This is a genomic window from Paenibacillus sonchi, assembly GCF_016772475.1.
Taxonomy (GTDB): domain Bacteria; phylum Bacillota; class Bacilli; order Paenibacillales; family Paenibacillaceae; genus Paenibacillus_AQ; species Paenibacillus_AQ sonchi.
This window is the reverse complement of sequence record NZ_CP068595.1, coordinates 1,253,620-1,270,554: the sequence shown is the minus strand read 5'-3', so window position 1 is coordinate 1,270,554 and position 16,935 is coordinate 1,253,620. Positions and strand designations below refer to the sequence as shown.

Annotated in this window: 12 protein-coding genes, 1 pseudogene and 1 riboswitch; of the genes and pseudogenes, 8 read left to right on the top strand and 5 right to left on the bottom strand. The window is 54.7% G+C overall.

All coding sequences use genetic code 11. The annotated features are described in order from the left end of the window. The first annotated feature begins 5 nt into the window (after window positions 1-5). The 6 genes from JI735_RS05915 to JI735_RS05895 all read left to right on the top strand — a co-directional run bounded on the left by JI735_RS05915 (window position 6) and on the right by JI735_RS05895 (window position 7,793). Window positions 6-941, top strand: coding sequence for an ABC transporter ATP-binding protein (locus JI735_RS05915; RefSeq protein ID WP_039834753.1), 936 nt, complete (start codon window positions 6-8; stop codon window positions 939-941). A gap of 15 nt (window positions 942-956) precedes the next feature. After that, on the top strand, window positions 957-2,120 hold the full coding sequence (locus JI735_RS05910; RefSeq protein ID WP_202677160.1) for an ABC transporter permease: 1,164 nt from the start codon (window positions 957-959) through the stop codon (window positions 2,118-2,120). Then, window positions 2,113-2,697: a hypothetical protein gene (locus JI735_RS35370; protein ID WP_233476270.1), complete on the top strand. Its 585-nt coding sequence runs from the start codon at window positions 2,113-2,115 to the stop codon at window positions 2,695-2,697. Before JI735_RS05910 ends, JI735_RS35370 begins: the two co-directional genes overlap by 8 nt. Window positions 2,698-2,711: 14 nt before the next feature. Continuing rightward, complete coding sequence (locus tag JI735_RS35365) at window positions 2,712-3,272, top strand: ABC transporter permease (protein ID WP_233476269.1); 561 nt, start codon at window positions 2,712-2,714, stop codon at window positions 3,270-3,272. 430 nt (window positions 3,273-3,702) lie between these two features. Further along, window positions 3,703-6,705 (top strand): efflux RND transporter permease subunit, encoded by a 3,003-nt coding sequence (locus tag JI735_RS05900; RefSeq protein WP_039834749.1) that lies wholly within the window; start codon window positions 3,703-3,705, stop codon window positions 6,703-6,705. Between the two features lie 461 nt (window positions 6,706-7,166). Further along, a complete protein-coding gene (locus tag JI735_RS05895; protein WP_157771335.1) occupies window positions 7,167-7,793 on the top strand; it encodes a helix-turn-helix domain-containing protein in 627 nt (208 codons plus the stop codon). 126 nt (window positions 7,794-7,919) lie between these two features. Here the strand turns inward: JI735_RS05895 and gcvPB are convergent, their stop codons facing one another. Genes gcvPB through gcvT form a run of 3 tightly spaced genes read right to left on the bottom strand, consistent with a single transcriptional unit; the run spans window position 7,920 to window position 11,850 of the window. Beyond that, window positions 7,920-9,380: an aminomethyl-transferring glycine dehydrogenase subunit GcvPB gene (gene gcvPB / locus JI735_RS05890; protein ID WP_039834747.1), complete on the bottom strand. Its 1,461-nt coding sequence runs from the start codon at window positions 9,378-9,380 to the stop codon at window positions 7,920-7,922. Beyond that, on the bottom strand, window positions 9,377-10,729 hold the full coding sequence (gene gcvPA / locus JI735_RS05885) for an aminomethyl-transferring glycine dehydrogenase subunit GcvPA (RefSeq protein WP_202677158.1): 1,353 nt from the start codon (window positions 10,727-10,729) through the stop codon (window positions 9,377-9,379). The genes gcvPB and gcvPA overlap by 4 nt, the downstream gene beginning before the upstream one ends. Next, window positions 10,726-11,850 (bottom strand): glycine cleavage system aminomethyltransferase GcvT, encoded by a 1,125-nt coding sequence (gene gcvT, locus JI735_RS05880; RefSeq protein WP_039834744.1) that lies wholly within the window; start codon window positions 11,848-11,850, stop codon window positions 10,726-10,728. The genes gcvPA and gcvT overlap by 4 nt, the downstream gene beginning before the upstream one ends. Window positions 11,851-12,034: 184 nt before the next feature. Then, window positions 12,035-12,131, bottom strand: a riboswitch (glycine riboswitch). Between the two features lie 185 nt (window positions 12,132-12,316). Between gcvT and gcvH the strand changes: the two genes are divergently transcribed. Then, a complete protein-coding gene (gene gcvH / locus JI735_RS05875) occupies window positions 12,317-12,709 on the top strand; it encodes a glycine cleavage system protein GcvH (protein WP_020426454.1) in 393 nt (130 codons plus the stop codon). A 154-nt stretch (window positions 12,710-12,863) separates the two neighbouring features. On the opposite strand, the pseudogene JI735_RS35360 reads toward gcvH, so the two are convergent. Beyond that, window positions 12,864-13,732 (bottom strand): annotated as a pseudogene (locus JI735_RS35360) (flagellar motor protein MotB). After that, entirely contained in the window at window positions 13,729-14,514 is a 786-nt protein-coding gene (locus JI735_RS05860) for a flagellar motor protein (RefSeq protein ID WP_039834742.1), read from the bottom strand. Before JI735_RS05860 ends, JI735_RS35360 begins: the two are co-directional and overlap by 4 nt. Window positions 14,515-14,694: 180 nt before the next feature. Between JI735_RS05860 and uvrB the strand changes: the two genes are divergently transcribed. Further along, entirely contained in the window at window positions 14,695-16,686 is a 1,992-nt protein-coding gene (uvrB, locus tag JI735_RS05855) for an excinuclease ABC subunit UvrB (RefSeq protein ID WP_202677154.1), read from the top strand. The last annotated feature ends 249 nt before the right edge of the window (window positions 16,687-16,935 follow it).

The following is a 16,935-nucleotide window of genomic DNA, read 5'->3' as shown; positions in this document are numbered from 1 at the left end:
GAAAGATGGCATTTGCAGTCCTAAGCGATGTGGTGAAACGGTATGATCAAAAACTAACGGTAGATCACGTGAATTTCAGCATTCAGGAAGGAGAGATCTTCGGCCTGCTCGGCCCAAACGGTGCGGGGAAAAGCACTACCATCAGCATGATCTGCGGTTTGCTGAAGGCTGACGGCGGCGATATCGTGATTGACGGACTGTCGGTCCTGAGCAAACCGCTTGAGGTCAAAAAGCGCATCGGTCTTGTTCCCCAGGAGCTGGCTTTATATGAAAATATGACCGCAACAGAAAATGTGAGCTTTTTCGGCAAGCTGTACGGCCTGCGCGGCAAGCTGCTGAAGGAACGGGTTGAGGAGGCGCTGGCCTTCACCGGACTTAGTGACCGTGCAAAGGACAAACCGTCCACCTTCTCCGGCGGGATGAAAAGAAGGCTGAACATCGCCTGTGCGATCATGCACCGTCCAAAGCTGATTATTATGGATGAGCCGACCGTGGGCATTGATCCCCAATCGCGCAATCACATTCTGGAATCGGTAAAGGCACTGAACAAGCTGGGCTCAACAGTCATCTATACGAGCCACTATATGGAGGAGGTAGCGGCTATATGCGACCGGGTAGCGATTATGGACAAAGGCCACATCATTGCCTGCGGAACCGAACGCGAGCTGCGGGAGCGGGTAGCCCATGAAGAAAGGATTGTTGTGAAGGCCTCTCATATTACGCCGGCCTTGATCCAGGAGCTGGGCAAGCATCCGCGGATAAACCGCGTCGAACTGAACGGAGATACAGTAGAGCTGTATTTACCTTCCTCGCAAAGTGAGCTGCAGGACATTTTATTTATTTTCGCCAAGCATGAAGGGGTTATTGCTTCCCTGAATATTGAAGAGCCGGACCTGGAAACCCTGTTTCTCAGCCTAACCGGGCGGACCTTGCGGGACTAGAGGAGGAGGGCTGAAATGAACATTTGGACGATTATGACATACGAGCTGCGCAGATTGTTCCGCTCACGCTCGATGCTGCTGAATATGTTTTTGCTGCCGCTGGTGCTGATCTTTCTTCTGGGCGCCTCGCTGTCCGGGGTGGTCGGTGTCAAAAGCGCAACCAAGATAGAACCTGTACGGGTGGCAGTAGTTAATCCCACAGGTGAAGGGCAGTCGGCTATGATTGCCGCCTTTCTGAAGCTGCCTGACATTCAGAAGGTTATTGTTCCACAGGATGCAGAGAGCCGCCAGGCAGCGGAAAGTGGACTGCGTACCGGCAAATACGGCTATGCGGTTATTGTTCCAGACGGCTTCGACAGCGAGGTGCAGCAGGGCGGTAAGGCACAGCTCGAATTTATTCTCGGCAAGAACCACACGGATAATTTGACGGCGGGAACCGCTTTTGACAATTTTCTAAGCACGGTAAATTATAAACAGGCAGCGGCAGCGGCTCTTGGACCACAGGCGCTGGCGGTTGCCGCCCCCTCTTCAGGGGACCGCGAAGCCGTCAAGCTGGGCGATCTTAACAACGGGGGCAGAACCTATACGGCTTCCCAATTCTATGCGGCCTCCATGCTGCTGATGTTTCTGCTCTATAGCGGAATGACAGTCACGAACTCTCTTTTCAGCGAAAAGGATAACCATACCCTCCACCGGATCAATTCAATGCCGGTCAAAGCCTCAGAGCTGTTCATCGGCAAAATGCTCGGTGTAGGCATCGTATCCATTATTCAGTGCACGGCGATTATTCTGCTCAGCGATTGGCTGTTCGGTGTTTACTGGGGCAACCGGCCGGGACTGCTGCTGCTGTTCTGCCTGCTGATGATTATCGCCTCCATGACGATGTCCATTGTGGTCTCCATCTTCAGTAAAACGGCGGCGGGCGCAAGAAGCATCATTAGTGTAATTACGGTAGGTATGACCTTTATCAGCGGGGGAATGGCTCCTCTTCCGGATTCCTGGGTAAATACCTTGGGCGCTTTCACCATTAACCACTGGGTGCTGCAGGCGATCATTCGTATGATGCTGCATTCGGGACTGCCACAGCTTACGCCGAATCTGCTCATGATATCGGTTATCTGTCTGGTGATGCTCTGCGGAGCGATTTTCTCATATTGGAAGGTGGGCTACCATGAATAAAATACTGGCGATTGCCTGGAATATGGTCAAGCGGACGATCGCGTCCCGCAAAGGCATGCTTACGTATATTTTGCTGCCGAGCATTGTCATCGCCGCCATTATTTCCGTTACCGGAGGGATGGAGGGCGACAAGCCAACTGTATTGTACAACAATATGGACACTGGTGCAGCGGGGCGGCATCTGCTGGCTGAACTTGAGAACACCGGAGATTACAAGCTGATTGCCCGCAGCGATGAAGCGGCACTGAAAGAAGGCATTATTCAGCAGGAAGGCGAAGCGGGAATATCGATTCCGGCGGAGTATACCGCCCAGCTTGCCCATGGACAGCAGCCTGAGCTGAGCGTATACGAGCTTAGAGCGTCAGAAACCTCGATTTTGGTCAAAATGAAAGTGAACACCATTGCGGGTGAAATGCTGGACACTGCCCGGACCGTAAACGCCGTTAACGGAGGAGCGGGCGATGCAGAGGCTAAGCTTGGTGCAATCCTGAAGCAGGCGGAGCAGCATAACGTGGGAAGTACGCGTACGGATTATGATCTGTACCCCGGCAAACGCTTGGCGTCATTACTGGGCTGACACTCATGTTCCTCATGGGGCTGGTAACAAGCACCGTCTCCCTGATTATGGATGACCGCAAGGGGCGGACCATGATGCGAATGTTCAGCGCCCCGGTCCGTTCTTATGAAATTGCGCTGGGTAATTTTTTGGGCAGCTGTATGGTGGGAATCCTCCAGATTGCCGTTGTGCTGACGCTCGGAAAATGGGTGCTGCGCTATGATTATGAGGTTCCGACGTACCTGTACTTCCTTGTTCTGGCAGCCTTTATGCTGGTATCGATGGGGATAGCCAGCACCGTGGCGGGGCTGGTCCGCAATCCCGGCAATGCAGGTATGCTGAATGCCCTTATTCTTACACCGACCTGCATGCTGGGCGGCTGCTTCTGGCCAATCTCGGTGATGCCGGACTATATGCAAAAAGCGGCCAACTTCGTGCCGCAGAAATGGGCCATTCAAGCGGTCGATATCGCTGCTGCCGGTGGAAGCTGGAATGAGCTATGGCTGCCCTTTGCCGTCCTGGGGCTCATGGCCGCGGTTCTGCTGGCGATTGGCTCGGCTATTCTCCGTCCGAATGAGGCGGGGATCAGCGCTTAGACTTGCAGCCCCTGTCATCAAAGGGATAGAATCATATGAAATAGTAAGATGTAAGTTGCAACAGATGGAATGCCATTACCTCGAAGATGGTCGAAGGCCCCTTTGACTTCAATAAGGAAACGCCGATGGTGCCGCTGCGTGAGGTATTTTATCTGGAGTAAGGTTATTTCTGCTAAGTGAACCCCTTTTAGGCTTGCTTATTTAGTCCCTCTTCTAAGGAAGAAGGGCTTTTTTGTGCTGTGTGAATTTAACGCTGCATCAGACTGCTCTATCTCTGGAAGGAGAAGTCCCCGGTCTGGAGAACGAGAGCGAAACCCATCGCCGGGCGGTTTTGGAGATGGCCTTCAGGCCCTACACTTAGCTAAGTGAGCTATACATAAGAATCAGACATACAAAACCTATGTTTCATGAATGGAAGGGGAAAAGAGAAATGGCATGGTTAACAAAGTGGTCGTTCGGCAACAAGGGGGCCGTGGGGCTGTTGGTTGTCATGGCGCTTGTGGTGGGGGTCCTTAGCTATACCTCGCTGCCAATGGAGTTTATGCCGGAGGCCGATAATCCTCAGGTTACAGTTACGGTGCTCGGCCCGGGCCAGGATGCGCATTCCATGGAGGCGAATGTGACGAAGCCGATTGAGGCGGCTACCTCAGCCGTGAAAGGCAAAACCGAGCAGATGTCCACTTCCGGAGACGGCTATGCGAAGGTGGATATTTATTTTGACGGCAAAACCGATATGAAGGATGCGGCACAGGAGGTGGAGAAGGCGGTCGGCGCGCTGCATTTCCCCGAAGGGGTTATGGACCCGTTCATTGTGCAGCTGAACACCTCGATGATTCCAATCTCCCAGCTCACGGTATCCTTCGATGAAGGGATCACCAAGGATAATCTGAAGCTTGCCGAAGAGACCATTCTTCCCGAGCTGCAGAAAATCGATGGAGTAGCGAATGTGGCCCTGTACGGCAAAACGGCTCCGCAAGTCAACGTGAAGCTTAATCCGCAGGCGATGGCTGCAAAAGGCATAGCAACAGCCCAGGTGCTGGGACTGCTGCAGGGACGAAGCGTATCGGCTTCGATTGGAGAGCAGACCATCGGCGGGCAGACGGGGAATGTGAATGTGGTTTCCTCGATTGACAGCATCGATACGCTGAAAAAGCTGCCGGTCGCACCCGGCGTTACCTTGCAGGATATCGCTGCTGTGGAAGCGGTGACGGATCAGGAGAGCGTCAGCCGTTCGAACGGCAAGGATGTATTGTTCGCTGTTATTACGAAGGAAGCCAATGCCAATGCAGTCGATGTAGGCGACAAGGTGCGTGACGTTGCAAAAGACCTGACTGCGTCGGTCAAAAATGCAGAGGTCGCCGTCATCTTCAGCACCTCGGATATGGTCGTCACCTCCGTCAACAGTATGATGCGTGAAGTGCTGCTCGGCGCTTTGTTTGCAACCATTGTCATTCTTGTCTTCCTGCGCAATGTGCGCGCCACCCTAATCACCGCGGTATCGATTCCGCTGTCGCTGGCAGTTACACTTTATTTGCTGGACGTGTCCGGCATTACCTTGAATATTGTTACGCTAGGCGGTGTGGCCGTCGCCGTCGGGCGGCTGGTCGATGACAGCATTGTCGTCATTGAGAACATCCACCGCAGGATGCAGAAGGAGCCCTTCTCCATTCACATGATTATCAGTGCTACCCGTGAGGTCGCAAGGGCAATCACTACATCGACAATAGCTACGGTTGCTGTATTTCTGCCGATGGGTCTGCTGAATGGAAGCCTGCAGGCGTTCCTGCTTCCGTTTGCGCTGACGGTAACTTACTCGCTGCTGACTTCACTGGTAGTGGCGCTGACTGTGGTTCCGCTGCTAAGCTCCCGGCTCCTGCGCAGCTCTTCCCTGAAGGAGCATGAGCCGTCCAGACGGTTTGGCCATTTTCTGGAATGGAACCTGCGCCATAAATGGATTACGCTGACGCTGGGCCTGGTGCTGCTGGTCGGCTCCGTTGCCGCCTATGTTACCATGCCCAAAGGGGCGCTGGATGCTTCGGATGCCAGCAATGTTACCGTACAATTGGTCTACCCCAATGACGTTCCGGTGAAAGAAGTGCTGGAAAAAGGCAAACAGCTGGAAGCCGAACTCATGAAACAGCCGCAGGCCGAAACCGTAATTATGATGACCGGAAACAGTGCCGACTCGGCACAATGGGGGAGTGTGACCTCGCTGACCCAGGTGGATTATACCGTGATGATGAAAAAGGATGCCGATGCGCAGGTGTTCCTGGACCAGGTTCGCGGGTGGCAGAAATCCTATGCGGGTGCAACGCTGACCGCCAATGAGTCCAGTATGATGGGCGGAGGCTCGACCAGTGAATACGTAGATATCGTTGGAGATGACCTGAAGTCTATTAATTCAGTGGCCCAAGCCGTAGCTGCCAAAGTAAAAACGGTAGACGGTGTACAAAAGGTTACCAGCAACATGGAGGATACCAAGCCGGTGTTTGCTTTCAAGGTGAACCCGGTTAAAGCCAATGCGCAGGAAATTTCCATGCAGCTGGCAGCGATGCTGAATCCGGTTCCGCTGGGGCAAATAGAACTGGACGGCTCGCCTGCCGGAGTGGTATTGGAGCCTGTGCTGCAGCCGAAGGGGCAGAACGATCTGGAGAATATCACGATTATGACTGCCGGGGGTCCCCAGCCGCTCTCAACATTGGCTGCCCTTGAGGTCACCGACCAGCCAGCCATGCTCTACCATAAAGACGGCAAGCCTTATGTACGCATTACCGCCGAAGTTGATCCGAAGAAAGTGTCGGCCATCGGTGCAGATATCCAAAAACAAACAGACCGCATTACCCTGCCCGCAGGGGTAACACTGTTCGCAGGCGGAGCCTCGGCAGACCAGGCCGGAGACTTCAATGACCTCGGCATGACAGCGTTGATCTCCATCGGTCTCGTCTATCTGATCATGGTTCTGACCTTCAAAACACTGCGTGCACCGCTGGCGATTATGTTCTCCCTGCCGCTTGCGGCTATCGGAGCAGTGGTTGCATTGATCATTTCCGGTGTAACTCCCGACTTCACGGCCTTGTTCGGAGCCTTGATGCTGATCGGTATCGTTGTTACCAATGCGATTGTGCTGATCGACCGCATCAAACAGAATGAAGAGCATATGAGCGTACGTGAGTCGATTATCGAGGCCGCCGGAACCCGGCTGCGTCCGATACTGATGACGGCCATCGCGACCATCTGCGCCATGCTGCCGCTATTGTTCGGACATTCCGAGCAGGGCAGCATTGTCTCCCAGAGCCTTGCGATTGTAGTCATCGGCGGTTTGACCGCAGCTACACTGCTGACACTGGTGGTTGTGCCCGCCATCTATGAGCTGCTGTATTTCCGTAAGTCCGCTAAGGAACGGACGCAAGAGAAGACTCCGGCTGCGGCTTAGGCAGTTCGTGCAGCAAAGCTAACTTAATCATCCTGACAAGAGCAGTGCGGAGATCTCCGCACTGCTCTTAGTCGGATGAAAGATATTTTTTCAACTCTTATTCGTAAGATTAGCCCACTGTCAATTGTCCGGTAAATATCCTATGATATATTTAATATTTTAGAAGGTTACAATTTGTGTGTAGAGATAAGGGAATAGCTGTAACAAATGCAGATGAATTATAAGTAGTGAATTTGTTCACAAGGATTCCGGATCAGGTAAAGAAAAAGGGGGTGTTTGTATTGACAACCTTCAATTCCGGGATGAAAATGTGGTGTTCGGTGAAGGACCTTCCAGCAGCTCAAGCTGCATCCTTTCGTCAAACGAATGCTTCAGATCTACATAGTCCGCCCCAGTCCTCACAGGTTTTCTCTGTAAAAGAAAAAAGCAAAGCAATCTATAGCGAGGCCATGGTGGCATCCATGAGAGCTGAGATGGTGAACATCAGCCGGTTCATTCCGATTCCTTATGTTGTATTTCTGACCGATGAAGAGGGGCGGATTCTCGACCTGATCTGCTCTTCGGGGAGTCTTCAGGAGAACATGGACCGTGCCGGGCTGAGGGAAGGCATTAATCTCTCCAAGCGGTATTCGGGCTTAAATGCAGTTTCGCTGGCTATGGAGATGAACCGTATAGGAGTGGTGCGGGGAAAGGAGCATACGGACGCTGTGTTCCAGAACTGGAATTGTGTCTGTGCACCGCTCATTCTGGACGGCGGCACGCAGGGTTATGTGGATATTTCTTTTGATGCGGGCCAGCATATTGAATTTGCGATTCCCTTCGTACAGCAATTGGCGGAGAATGTTGCATATAAACGGATGGTTAACAATGCGGGTCTGCAGAAATTCAGACGGGAGAAGGTGCTGGACAACTACAAGCTGACGGGGAGAGAGAAGGAAGTCGCTTCGCTGTGGTTCTCCGACAAAAGTGCGCTGCATATCTCCAACACGCTGGGCATCAGCGAGGGCTCCGTACGCAATGTCGTAAAGAGCATTTATATTAAAATGAATGTAAATGACCGTTCCCAATTCGCCAAGAAGCTTTTGTAAATGAAAAAAAGGCTAATCCGCAAAAAAGCCGGGAATGACTTCGGGATTAGCCGCTGTGAGTGATATTGCGCTGCCGTTCTTAGAGAAGGACGGCGTATCCGCGCTGCTTATTGCACTGCCAAAAGCTTAGCCGCAGGAGCAGTTCAGCACCGGCTTGCGTGCAGCCTGTGTCTCGTCAAGACGGCTGATCTCCGTGGTATGCGGAGCATTAATAACGATTTCCGGTGTTTCCTGGGCTTCCTTCACGATCTGAATCATTGTTTCAATGAAGCCGTCGAGTGTTTCCTTGCTTTCGGTTTCAGTAGGCTCAATCATCAAGCACTCTTCTACCGTTAGCGGGAAGTATACGGTAGGCGGATGGTAGCCGAAGTCCAGCAGCCGTTTGGCGACATCCAGTGTGCGCACACCGTACTGCTTAAGGTTTCTGCCGGACATGACAAATTCATGCTTGCAGATACCCGGATACGGGATTTCAAAATACGGTGCGAGCCGGTGCATCATATAATTAGCGTTCAGCACAGCGTTCTCGGATACCTCGCGCAGTCCATCCGGTCCGTAGGTGCGGATATAAGCGTAGGCACGGACCAGGATGCCGAAGTTGCCGTAAAAGGCTTTGACGCGCCCGATGGATTCCGGGCCGCCGTAGTTCAGCGAGTAGCTGCTGTCTTCGTTTTGGGCCACTGTCGGCTGCGGCAGGAACGGAATAAGCTTCGCCTTTACGCCTACCGGTCCGGCTCCCGGGCCGCCGCCGCCGTGCGGGGTGCTCATGGTTTTATGCAGATTCAAATGCACGACGTCAAAGCCCATGTCGCCGGGGCGGGTAATGCCCATAATTGCATTGGAGTTCGCTCCATCGTAATAGAGCAGGCCGCCGGCTTCGTGTACAATCCGGGCGATCTCCACGATTTGCGTCTCGAACAAGCCGAGGGTGCTCGGGTTGGTCAGCATCAGGGCCGCCGTGTCGCTGCCGACAGCTGCTTTCAGAGCCGCCAGATCGACCATCCCTTTATCGTTGGAAGGGATCGTTACCGTCTCCAGTCCGGCCGCAGAAGCGCTGGCCGGGTTCGTGCCGTGCGAGGAATCCGGCACGATGACCTTGGAGCGGGTTTCGCCGCGGCTCTCATGGTAGGCGCGGATCATCATCAGTCCGGTCCATTCACCATGGGCCCCGGCGGCTGGCTGCAGGGACACGGCATCCATGCCGGTCAGGGCCGCCAGATCCTTTTGCAGCGTATGCATCAGTTCGAGTGCACCCTGAATGCTCTCCTCCGGCTGGTACGGGTGAATCTTGGCCAGGCCGGGGAAGCGGGCGACATCCTCATTAATCTTCGGATTGTATTTCATCGTGCAGGAGCCGAGCGGATAAAAGCCGTTGTCGACGCCGAAGTTGCGGCGGGAAAGCGCGGTGTAGTGGCGGATGACATCCACCTCCGATACCTCCGGCAAGACTGCCGGCTCGCTGCGCAGCAGCCCTGCCGGAATCAGCGCATCGATGCTTTCTTCCTGCGGAACATCGCACTGCGGCAGGGAATAGGCCGAGCGGCCGGGACGGCTAAGCTCGAAGATCAGACTTTGCTCCGGTTTCATATACAGCCCTCCAGTGCGCCTCTAAATTGGTCAATTTCCGTTTTGCTTCGTTTCTCGGTCACGGCAACCAGCATATGTCCGGCCAGCTCAGGATAATCCCGGCCCAGATCATAGCCGCCAAGGTAGCCTTGCTCCAGCAGCTTGGCATTGATCCCGCTGACGCTTGCGCCTTCCGGCAGCTTCAGGACAAATTCATTGAAGAACGGTGCGGTAAACGCCAGGGCAGCACCGGCCAGCTCCCCGAGCTTGCCGGCTGCGTAATGGCTCTTGCGGATGTTCAGCTCCCCAACCTCGCGCATGCCCTCTTTGCCCATTACGGACAGATAGACGGAAGCGCACAGCGCAAGCAGCGCCTGGTTGGAGCAGATGTTGGAGGTCGCTTTTTCGCGGCGGATATGCTGCTCGCGGGCCTGCAGCGTCAGCACGAAGCCGCGCTTGCCGTTCCGGTCAACGGTCTGGCCGACAATCCGGCCCGGCATGCGGCGCATGAGCGGCTCGGCTACGGCAAAGAAGCCGCAGGTTGGTCCGCCGAGTGAAGCCGGAATGCCAAGCGGCTGCGCGTCACCGACTACGATGTCGGCGCCAAGCTTGCCCGGCGATTCGAGGATGCCGAGAGCCAGCGGGTTGGCGCTGACCACGAGCAGGCCTTTGACGGCATGGATCAGCGGCTCAATGGCGCCCAGGTCTTCTATCGCGCCGAAGAAGTTCGGCGACTGCACGAGCACGGCAGCTGTGTCGCCGTCAATTGCGGCGGCGAGTTTCGCCCCATCCGTCACTCCGTCTTTGTAGTCTATTTCTACAACATCCAGGCCCCAAGCCCCTGCAGAGGTGCGCAGCACCTGGCGGGCTTCCGGATGTACGGTCCGGGAGACGACCAGCTTTTTGCGTTTTGTCGCACCGGCGGCAAGCACAGCGGCCTCCGAGAAGGCGGTCGCGCCATCGTACATACTGGCATTGGCGACCTTCATGCCGGTCAGCTCACAGATATAGGACTGGAATTCAAAGACCGCCTGCAGCTCGCCCTGGCTGATCTCCGGCTGATAAGGCGTGTATGCCGTATAGAATTCCGAGCGGGAAATGACATGATTAATGACAACGGGGATATGGTGGTCATACAGCCCGGCGCCGAGGAAGCTGGCGTGGGTGTCGAAGCTGGCGTTTTTGTCGGACAACTCTTTCATATGGCGCAGCAAGGTGTATTCATCCAGCGCCTCTGACATCGGCATCGTTCCCTGATAGCGGACGGATTGCGGGATATCGGCGAACAGCTCCTCCACGGACTGAATCCCGACAGCTTCCATCATCTCCTTGCGGTCTTGTTCAGTCATCGGCAGATAACGGTGCTTCATTGCGGCTTCACTCCTTGGCTCTTTTTATAAAATGGCGTTTTGACCACGGCCGCCTTAAGCTGCTTGCCGCGGATCTCCACATAAACCTCTGTTCCGGTTTCTGTATAGGCGGCATCCAACAGGGCAAGGCCCAGATTGCGTTTCAGTGTCGGGGACTGTGTGCCTGTGGTAACCTCCCCGATCTTGACACCATCCGCATAGACCGGATAATGGGAGCGCGGAATGCCGCGGTCGATCATTTCGAGGCCTACGAGGCGGCGGGGCAGTCCGGATTCCTTCTGCTTCAGCAGCGCGTCTCTGCCGATGAAACCGGCTTTGTCCAACTTCACGAAGAACTGGACTCCGGCTTCCAGCGGTGTAATATCCGCCGACAGCTCCTGGCCGTACAGCGGCAGCTTTGCTTCAAAACGCAGCGTATCGCGTGCGCCAAGCCCGGCGGGAGTCAGGCCGTGCGGGGCGCCTGCGGCAAGCAGGCCGTTCCACAGCACAGCCGCTGTGTCCAGCGGGGCGTACAGCTCGAATCCGTCCTCCCCGGTATATCCGGTGCGGGAGAGCAGGACCTCTACGCCGCAGACTACGGCGCGCTCAATGAAATGGAAGGGGGCAAGCTCTGCGATGGGAGCTGAGGTCACTTCGGCCAGGATCGTCTCGGCCAGAGGGCCCTGCAGCGCGAGCAGCAGCGTCTCATCCGAGACATTTGTCAGCGTCACTCCGCTGAATTCAGCGGTAAGATGCTCCTGCAGCCACTGGAAATCCTTATCGATATTGGAGGCGTTGACGACCAGCATGTATCGCTCTTCGCCGAGGCGGTAGACCAGGAGATCATCGACGACTCCGCCGGTTGGGTAGAGCATCAGCGTATACTGCGCACCGCCATCCTGAAGACGGCTGACATCGTTGGTGGTCATCAGCTGCAGGAAGGCTTCAGAGCCGCTGCCGCTGACCATGAATTCACCCATATGCGATACATCGAACAGTCCGGCCTGCTGGCGGACGGCCTCATGCTCCTTCACGATTCCCGTGAACTGCACCGGCAGCTCCCAGCCGCCGAAATCAATACATCTGGACTCCGCGTAGGCGGAGTAGAGATCGTAAAAAGGCGTTCTTTTCAAAGCTTCCATCTGCTCACTCCCTTGTCTGATTACATGCGAAAAAGGACAGGCAAAGGACAAATATGCATAACCCGCATATAAGTCCTTCGCTCTGTCCTTGGTACCTGAGAGTTACCCTGCCGCCCGGCGTGCAGGTTTCCCCGTTGGTGATCCGGACCCTGCGAGGCAGAGTCCCGATAGCTCTCCAGAGATGCGTCCGGCAAAGGTCCTTTTGCCTGAGAGATTCACCCTCCCGGGCTTACTCCTTCGGCGCTGTCTTCCTGTGAGACAGTCTCTCCCTATGCCATCATTCGCAAACCGTATTGTTTTCTACTGACTCCATTAAACCGGGTATACAACTCCGCTGTCAACAAAAAAACGTCAAAAAGATGACAAATTTTATTTTCCTGTTAGTTATATTGACATTGAGCGGCGCGATAACTTAGTCTATAACTAATTTTACAAACTCCAAATTTGGAAAAGAGGCGGCTTAAGAATGAGTGAAGTGCTAGACAACCTGCTGTACAGCGAAGAGCACGAATGGGCGCAGCAGGGTGAAGGGCGCGTAGTGCGTATCGGGATAACGGATCATGCCCAGCATCTGCTTGGCGATATCGTATTTGTGGAATTTCCTGAGGTTGGGGCGGCTATCTCTGCGGGCGACAGCGTGGGCAGCATTGAATCCGTCAAGACGGTGTCGGAGCTTTACTCCCCGGTATCGGGAACTGTGACCAAAATCAATGACACACTGGAAGCCAGCCCGGAATTGATTAACGATCAGCCGTACAGCGGCGGATGGATTTTTGAGCTGGAAATCAGCGGGGAGTTTGCGGAAGCGGCGTCCGGGCTGCTTGATGCGGCAGCTTACCGCGAATTAATCGGGGAATAAATACCCGGAAGACAGCGGTTTTCCGGCTCACCAAAAAGGCAGACCTTTCTCATCACATTAAGTGTAACTAATGTGTGAGGTCTGTCTTTTTGTGATATTTTAATGTGGAATACCGGGAGGAGAAGTCCTGCTGCTCTCTGAGTTGACAGGTGAGCTACTCTTCTTCCTGAAGCTGCCGCAGGACTGTAATCTCAACGCGGCGGTTTTTCTGCCGGCCTTCCGGGGTGGAGTTGCTGACAGCAGGACGGGTATCCGCATACCCGGCATACTGAAACTTACCGGGACTGAGCCCCTCATTATCTAAAAAGAAGCGCAGCACCGAAAGGGCGCGGGCACCGGACAATTCCCAGTTGTCATTATAACGTGAGCCTGCCGATACTGGGGTATCATCCGTATGGCCTTCGATGCTGATCGTGGCTCCAATCCCGCGGAACAGGCCTGACAGCTGCCGCAGCGCGGGAAACGCCGGCGCCTTGAGCTCGGCTCTGCCGGCATCGAACAGATAGCGGTCGCTGAGCGTAATTGCGATACCCTGAGGCTTGTCCGCCACAAAGATCTGGCCGCCCAGGTTATTGTCTTCAACATATTTGGTGATGACGCCCATCAGCGCAGCAAGCTTCGCTTCCTGGTCGCGGAAGGCTTGTTCACGCGCCGAAGGCGGTGTGCCTTCTGGAGGGGGGCTGGCTGCCGGGCTGCCGCCTGCATTCTGCTGCTCCTGATTCATACCGGATTCAGCATCGTCTCCGGGTTCACTCTTCTGCCCGTTGCCTGTTCCTTCGGACGTTATTCCTTTTTGACCATCCAGTACGCCGTTCCCCCCTCCAGCACCGGATTTCCGCTTTTAAAGGTGTCCGATAAGGCACCGGTCACAATATTGAATTTCTGAGTGTCCAGACTGCTCATCGCATACAAAATTACGAAAAAAATCAGCAGCAGCGTAATAAGATCCGCATAGGTGATCATCCAGCGGTCGCGGCTTTCCCGGCCTCCCGCGCGGGGTTTTCTCCGGTTTCTTTGTCTCATGACAGGCCTCGTGTATTGCCGGTGCTGCGTTCTCCGGCGGACCTGTTCAGGAATGAACGAAGCTTTTTGCGCACAAGCTGGGGATGGTCCCCGTTCTGCAGGGCAAGAATGCCTACCATAAGCATCTCCATCGAACCCAGCTCGCTTTGGCTGCGGGATTTGATTTTGGAGGCAATGGGTAAAAATATTAGATTAGCACTGGCTACACCATACAGCGTTGCCGTAAAGGCAACTGCGATCGATGCTCCCAAATTGGAGGGATCGGTAAGATTGCTGAGTACGCGAATCAGCCCCATGACCGTGCCGATGATGCCCATGGTGGGCGCATAACCGCCTGCGGCTTCAAAAATTTTGGCATAGCCTTCGTATTTCAGCTCCTTGGCGTCCATCTCCAGCTCCAGAATCTGCCGGACCTGTTCGGGGTCTGTACCGTCAACAATGAGCATAAGACCCTCGCTGGTAAAGGGGTCGGGATGCTCTTCGGCTCGCTTCTCCAGAGCCAGTACACCGCTGCGTCTTGTCACGGCTGCCATGGAGATCAGCTCTTCGGCTTGTTCTTCCGTAGTGTCCGCATGTCTGCCAAAAGCCAGCCGCAGCGCCGCAGGCACGGAACGCAGTCTGGAGGCCGGGAAGCTGACCATTACGGCGGCAAGCGTACCTCCGAATACAATAAGCGCTGCATTCAGCTGGAGCAGCCCGGACAGGCTTCCGCCTTCCCAAAAAAAGCCGCCGACCAGCGCAGCCAGACCGGCCAGCAGGCCGATAATTGAAGTGATATCCATTAGTTCAAGCTCCTTAAATTTCTATATATTATGGTTTGCATGAATCTGGGCAACACTGTATAATAAACGGGAACAAGTATTCTTATCTTCCATATATTTCAGAGCAGTATGGAGAGAGAATCATCGGGCCACAATTATAATATATTCATATATTTTAGACGATAGAGGGGAGACGGGCAAATGAGTGATATTGTCGTCAGTACGCAGACTTTTCAATTGGAGTCTGAGTATACACCCCAGGGCGATCAGCCTCATGCCATACAAGAATTAGTAGACGGCATCCGGCAGGGCAAGAAGCACCAGACGCTGCTGGGAGCGACCGGTACAGGGAAGACCTTTACCATCGCACAAATGATTTCCAAGCTGAACCGGCCTACGCTGGTTATTGCACACAACAAGACGCTGGCTGCCCAGCTGGCGAGTGAGTTCAAGGAGTTTTTTCCAAGCAATTCGGTAGACTACTTCGTCAGTTACTATGATTACTACCAGCCAGAGGCGTACATTCCCTCCTCCGACACCTACATCGAGAAAGATTCCAGCATCAATGAAGAAATAGATAAGCTGCGTCACTCCGCGACCAGTTCCTTGTTCGAACGGCGTGACGTTATTATTGTCGCCAGCGTCTCCTGCATTTACGGCCTCGGCTCGCCGAAGGAATATGGAAGCCTGCTGCTGTCGCTGCGGGTGGGGATGGAGAAGCCTCGGAACCAGATACTGAGCCGGCTCGTGGATATCCAGTATCAGCGCAACGACATTAACTTTGTGCGGGGCACATTTCGTGTGCGCGGTGATGTGGTAGAGATTTTCCCGGCCTCGCAGGGCGAGCATGCTATCCGTGTAGAGCTGTTCGGTGATGAGATCGAGCGCATTACCGAAATTGACGTGTTGACCGGAGAGTTGATCGGGGAACGCGACCATGTGGCGATTTTCCCGGCCTCCCACTTTGTTACCCAAGAGGAAACGATGCGCGTGGCTCTTGTCAATATTGAGCGGGAACTGGAAGAACGGCTGGCCGTACTCCGGGACGCCGGCAAGCTGCTGGAGGCCCAGCGGCTGGAGCAGCGCACCCGTTACGACATCGAGATGATGAAGGAAGTCGGCTTTTGTTCAGGTATCGAGAACTATTCCGGACCGCTTACCTTCCGTGAGCCTGGAGCAACACCATATACACTGCTGGATTATTTCCCAGATGACATGCTGATTGTAATCGACGAATCCCATGTGACCTTGCCGCAGATCCGGGCGATGTACAACGGCGACCGGGCACGCAAGACTGTTCTCGTTGAGCATGGCTTCCGCCTGCCGTCCGCGCTCGACAACCGGCCGCTGCAGTTTGAGGAATTCGAAGACAAGGTGAATCAGATCGTATATGTGTCAGCCACACCCGGCCCATATGAATTGGAGCACTGCGATACTATGGTTGAGCAGATCATCCGTCCTACCGGTCTTTTGGACCCGATTATCGAGGTGCGCCCGACTGAGGGGCAGATTGATGATCTGATCAGCGAAATCCGTGAACGGGTGGAGCGTGACGAGCGTGTGCTGGTTACAACTCTGACGAAGAAAATGTCCGAGGACCTGACCGATTATTTCAAGGAAATCGGCATCAAGGTGCGCTACATGCATTCCGACATCAAGACGCTGGAGCGCATGGCGATTCTGCGCGATCTCCGGCTGGGCACCTTCCATGTTCTTGTGGGGATCAACCTCTTGCGGGAAGGGCTTGATTTGCCCGAGGTATCCCTGGTTGCGATTCTCGATGCCGACAAGGAGGGCTTCCTCCGCTCGGAGCGTTCGCTGATTCAGACCATCGGCCGTGCGGCCCGCAACTCCAGCGGCCGGGTAATTATGTATGGTGACCATATCACGGAATCCATGGAAAAGGCTATGACCGAAACCCAGCGCCGCCGGGAAACGCAGATTGCCTACAACGAGAAGCATGGCATCACCCCAACAACGATCAACAAGAAAGTGCGCGATATCATCGAGGCGACGAAGGTCGCCGAGTCCAAAGCAGAGTATCTCACCGGCGTGGGAGGCAAGATGAGCAAGAAGGACCGCCAAAGCCTGATGCAGCGTCTGGAGGCTGAGATGAAGGATGCTGCCAAGAACCTGCAATTCGAGCGCGCCGCCGAGCTGCGCGATGCACTTCTGGAGCTGCGGGCCGAGTAATACTCCCCCAGCCACACTCTTGGTTGATCCGCAAGTACAGGACGGCGCTGTCCAGGCCGTTCTTTTTAAATAAATGTCGCCCTTGCGCATCCCGAAGGGACAGCCTGCACTTAAAGCACTTTGCGCATCCCGAAGGGACAGCCCGCAGTTGAGGCACTTTGCGCATCCCGAAGGGACAGCGGTTTTCCCTGGAGCGCCCACATTTCAGCGGTCCCGTAGGGACAAGCGCTCCTTTCGTCACACTAGCTA

Bases quoted from the DNA above. Each gene is read 5' to 3' on its own strand.
- JI735_RS05915 (WP_039834753.1), top strand. From the start codon at position 6: ATGGCATTTGCAGTCCTAAGCGATGTGGTGAAACGGTATGATCAAAAA.
- JI735_RS05910 (WP_202677160.1), top strand. From the start codon at position 957: ATGAACATTTGGACGATTATGACATACGAGCTGCGCAGATTGTTCCGC.
- JI735_RS35370 (WP_233476270.1), top strand. From the start codon at position 2,113: ATGAATAAAATACTGGCGATTGCCTGGAATATGGTCAAGCGGACGATC.
- JI735_RS35365 (WP_233476269.1), top strand. From the start codon at position 2,712: ATGGGGCTGGTAACAAGCACCGTCTCCCTGATTATGGATGACCGCAAG.
- JI735_RS05900 (WP_039834749.1), top strand. From the start codon at position 3,703: ATGGCATGGTTAACAAAGTGGTCGTTCGGCAACAAGGGGGCCGTGGGG.
- JI735_RS05895 (WP_157771335.1), top strand. From the start codon at position 7,167: ATGAGAGCTGAGATGGTGAACATCAGCCGGTTCATTCCGATTCCTTAT.
- gcvPB (WP_039834747.1), bottom strand. From the start codon at position 9,380: ATGAAACCGGAGCAAAGTCTGATCTTCGAGCTTAGCCGTCCCGGCCGC.
- gcvPA (WP_202677158.1), bottom strand. From the start codon at position 10,729: ATGAAGCACCGTTATCTGCCGATGACTGAACAAGACCGCAAGGAGATG.
- gcvT (WP_039834744.1), bottom strand. From the start codon at position 11,850: ATGGAAGCTTTGAAAAGAACGCCTTTTTACGATCTCTACTCCGCCTAC.
- gcvH (WP_020426454.1), top strand. From the start codon at position 12,317: ATGAGTGAAGTGCTAGACAACCTGCTGTACAGCGAAGAGCACGAATGG.
- JI735_RS05860 (WP_039834742.1), bottom strand. From the start codon at position 14,514: ATGGATATCACTTCAATTATCGGCCTGCTGGCCGGTCTGGCTGCGCTG.
- uvrB (WP_202677154.1), top strand. From the start codon at position 14,695: ATGAGTGATATTGTCGTCAGTACGCAGACTTTTCAATTGGAGTCTGAG.